At 33.7% G+C, this 3,504-nt stretch carries 3 protein-coding genes and 1 pseudogene; 1 reads left to right on the forward strand and 3 read right to left on the reverse strand.

Going from position 1 to position 3,504, the window contains the following annotated elements; genetic code table 11:
• Positions 1-207 precede the first annotated feature (207 nt).
• Positions 208-372, forward strand: a complete 165-nt coding sequence (locus RT037_RS13700) for a hypothetical protein (RefSeq protein ID WP_313032333.1) — start codon at positions 208-210, stop codon at positions 370-372.
• A gap of 238 nt (positions 373-610) precedes the next feature.
• Here the strand turns inward: RT037_RS13700 and RT037_RS13705 are convergent, their stop codons facing one another.
• The 3 genes and pseudogenes from RT037_RS13705 to RT037_RS13920 form a co-directional block, all read right to left on the reverse strand.
• On the reverse strand, positions 611-2,680 hold the full coding sequence (locus RT037_RS13705; RefSeq protein ID WP_313032334.1) for a cytochrome c biogenesis protein CcdA: 2,070 nt from the start codon (positions 2,678-2,680) through the stop codon (positions 611-613).
• Positions 2,681-2,712: 32 nt separating this feature from the next.
• Positions 2,713-3,009 (reverse strand): annotated as a pseudogene (locus tag RT037_RS13710) (DUF6029 family protein); the annotation flags it as partial.
• A gap of 11 nt (positions 3,010-3,020) precedes the next feature.
• A complete protein-coding gene (locus RT037_RS13920; RefSeq protein ID WP_409456545.1) occupies positions 3,021-3,419 on the reverse strand; it encodes a DUF6029 family protein in 399 nt (132 codons plus the stop codon).
• Positions 3,420-3,504 lie beyond the last annotated feature (85 nt).

Consider the following 3,504-nt stretch of genomic DNA (forward strand, 5'->3'; position numbering starts at 1 on the left):
TTGCTGGCTTTGGAGCACCTTCAATATCTGCGGCTCCGTAAATATTGATTTTTTCATTGCTTTTTCTTGACGTTAAAGTTAATACTCTAATTTTAATACGTCTTAAAAAAGCAGCCATATACCGAATGGCAACAAAAATTCAGTTACTATTTTAAAAATGATAAACTATTTTTTGTCTATTACGAATCTGCAGCCGAATCTTGTTATTTGGAAAACCGAATTTATTACTATGAGAGCCAAAAGCCGATTCAGTTTTTATTTAAAACCAACGACTGCGACGGAAATGACGCCACCAACAATGAAAAGATTGAAGATAAAAAGCAGCAGAATGATTTAATGAAAATCGTTGACAAGCATATTGTAGAAATTTAAAAAATTCTAGCGCTGAAGAAATAATCGACACAAAAAGTTCTCTATACGATTTTTACAAAATCCGATCGAACAAGACGTTTACTTACTCAAAAAACTTCAGTTAGTAAAAAAGCAAACATATTTGTTTTCTTTTAATAACATACAAAATTCATATTTCAAGTTATTTCAGAATTTAAAAATAAAAAAATCCACGACCTAAATCGCGGATTTCATTTAAACTTAAACTTTATATCAAGAATTAATTCTTTTTATGATAATTGATTCCACATTCTAAGAATTTTTTGAAATCTTCTTTCGGCATATAACCCGAAACTGGTGTGTTAATAACCTTTTGATCTGGCGTCACCAAAACATAATGCGGTTGAGAATTGTTGTTGAAATTCACCTGTTGGAACATCGACCACTTATCACCAATTGTTTTTATTTTCTTCATTTGACCGCCACCCATATCAATTTTCATTTGTTCAGCTTCTGGCAATTCTTCTTTGTCATCAACATAAACAGAGGCGATCACAACATCATTTTGTAACAATGGTAAGATATCATCTTGACTCCAAACAAATTCCTCCATTTTACGACAGTTTTCGCAACCATAACCCGTAAAGTCGATAAGAAGTGGTTTGTTTTGTTTTTTAGCTTCTTCTAAAGCATCAAAATAATTATGATGCAATTTTAAACCTAAAATACCGTCTTCTTCTTTATGGAAATAACTCACATTCATCGGAGGAAGAATTCCACTTAACAATTGAAGTTTTGGCTTGTCGGCTGGTATTAAACCATAAATTAAATAGCCTAAAAATCCTAAACCTAAAACGCCTAAAAGTTTTCTTCCTAAAGAAATTTTTGGTTCTTTATCATCGTGCGGGAATCTGATTTTTCCGAATAAATAAAGTACTAATCCAATCGTAATGAGAATCCAGAGTACAATGAATAGTTCTCTTTTTAACATGAAAGTTTTCGAAACTAAATCTGCTTTTGAAAGGAATTTTAATGCTAAAGCAACTTCAATAAAACCTAGTACAACTTTAACAGTGTTCATCCAACCTCCAGATTTTGGAAGACTTTGTAATGCTTGTGGGAACAATGCTAACAATCCGAAAACCAATGCCCAAGCGATACCAAAACCTGCTAAAGCAAATGTTAGAAGTGTTGGTACATTAGACGAACCTGTTACCACGCCGCCCAATAAACTTCCCAAAATAGGACCTGTACACGAGAACGATACGATAACCAACGTCAATGCCATGAAGAAGATACCGATGATTCCACCTGCTTCTTCTGCTTTTGATGATTTGTTAGCAACCCAGTTAGGTAGCGTGATTTCGTAGTATCCAAAGAAACTGAATGCAAAGAAAATAAAGATTACAAAGAAGAATAAATTCAGCCAAATATTTGTTGAGATTTGATTAAAGATATTCCCAGAAATCCCATCAATAATATGGAACGGAATACTTAATAATACGAAGATTAATAAGATAAAGAATCCATATATAAAGGCATCTCTTTTACCTTTTGCTTTGTCTTTGCTCCCTTTTGTAAAGAACGAAACCGTCAACGGAATCATCGGGAAAACACATGGTGTTAGCAGTGCAATAAGTCCTCCTAAAAAGCCTAATGCTAAGATTAACCAATTGTTGTCGCCGCCAGTATTTTCTTGAACTGTTCCACAATTAGTCAACGGATTTTTGAAGTCTAAAGAATTGATTTTTAATTCTTTTTCGTGTCCTGATGTAGTTGGTGATACAACAGCTACCTCGCCATTAGCTTCTGGTATTGCAACGGAAGCTGTATCTATCTGCGCCGTTGTTGCAGCCTCTGGTTTTACTTCTTCTGTAGTCGCTGCCGTTGTACTTTTTACCGTTTTTTCAAATTCTAAAGTTGTTGGCGCAAGACATAGTCTGTCATTACAAACTTGGTAAGTTATTTCTGCTGCAACTTTAAAATCTTTATCAGGATTTTTTGCTTTGAATTTTTGTTTAAATAAAACTTGATTCGCATAATACACAATCTGAGCGCCGAAAGCTTCGGAATATTCATCATGTTTCTTTCCTATTTCTAGGACTTTGCCCATTGTTGTAATACCTTCTTTTGAGGATAATTTAAACTCTGTTGGAAATCCTGAATCAGGTGGCAAATCCTGCGAATAAATATGCCATTTGTCCTCCATTTTGGCAGTTAATACTGCCTCATACTCCCCTTTTCCTAAGTCTTTAACATCAAATTGAAACTTTACAGGATTCTGAACTTGAGCTAAGACTAAAACCGAAAAAATAAAGGAAAAGAATAATAAAACTCTCTTTAAATTCATTTTTAGCTAATTATTAAATTTTCGAAATTGATCTAAAACTTTGTATTGATATGTAGCGAAAAGCCGGTATTTTTCGGAACCATACGACAAACGCTTCCCTCACATATTAATCCTCCTCTTTGACGTCCATAAGAAGCCTGAACTCGGGTTGAGTTCTTTCTAAAGACTGCTCCAAAAGTATTATAATGCATCTGCTTCTCCTTGTCATCATTACCGTAATTATACATATCACTTACAAATATAGACCAATTCTTTTTAAAATTAAACTCAGATAGCGCTGCTGCCCAGTTTTTGAAAGACGAGCTAGCCCACTGATGCTGAACTTCTAGCTTTAAAGACTTTAATTAATTTTGAATAAGTTATCCCAAACAGCTGTCGTAGCATACACATGACCTTCTGTCTCTTGGATTTTATCTGTATTATAATCTTGATAAATATAGATTAAAGCTGTATTCCAGCTATGCGATAGTTTTTTTCTAATATCGACATTGAAGTCCGAATAATAACCTTCGCCAAGATCTAAGGTTTTGGTTTCAACAGTGTTAAAATCTTCATAAACACGGTATTTTCTTTTAAAACCGTACCAGTTTGCAAAGTTAACCGCAATGTCCGTTCCATATTTTCCACCAAGAGCAGTTCCTTTTTTAAACTGATAATTGATGTCAAATTGAGATCCTATTTCTCCTGATTTTCTTTGTGGGAAAAACGTTAACTGAGCTTGCGCTTGATAAACATAAATATTAACCCGTTGTGCATTTTAAATGATACTTAACCCGTTGTGCATTATGAATTAAAAAGTAAAAAGTTGTTCATTTGATTGAAAA

The organism is Soonwooa sp., assembly GCF_032062245.1.
GTDB lineage: Bacteria > Bacteroidota > Bacteroidia > Flavobacteriales > Weeksellaceae > Soonwooa.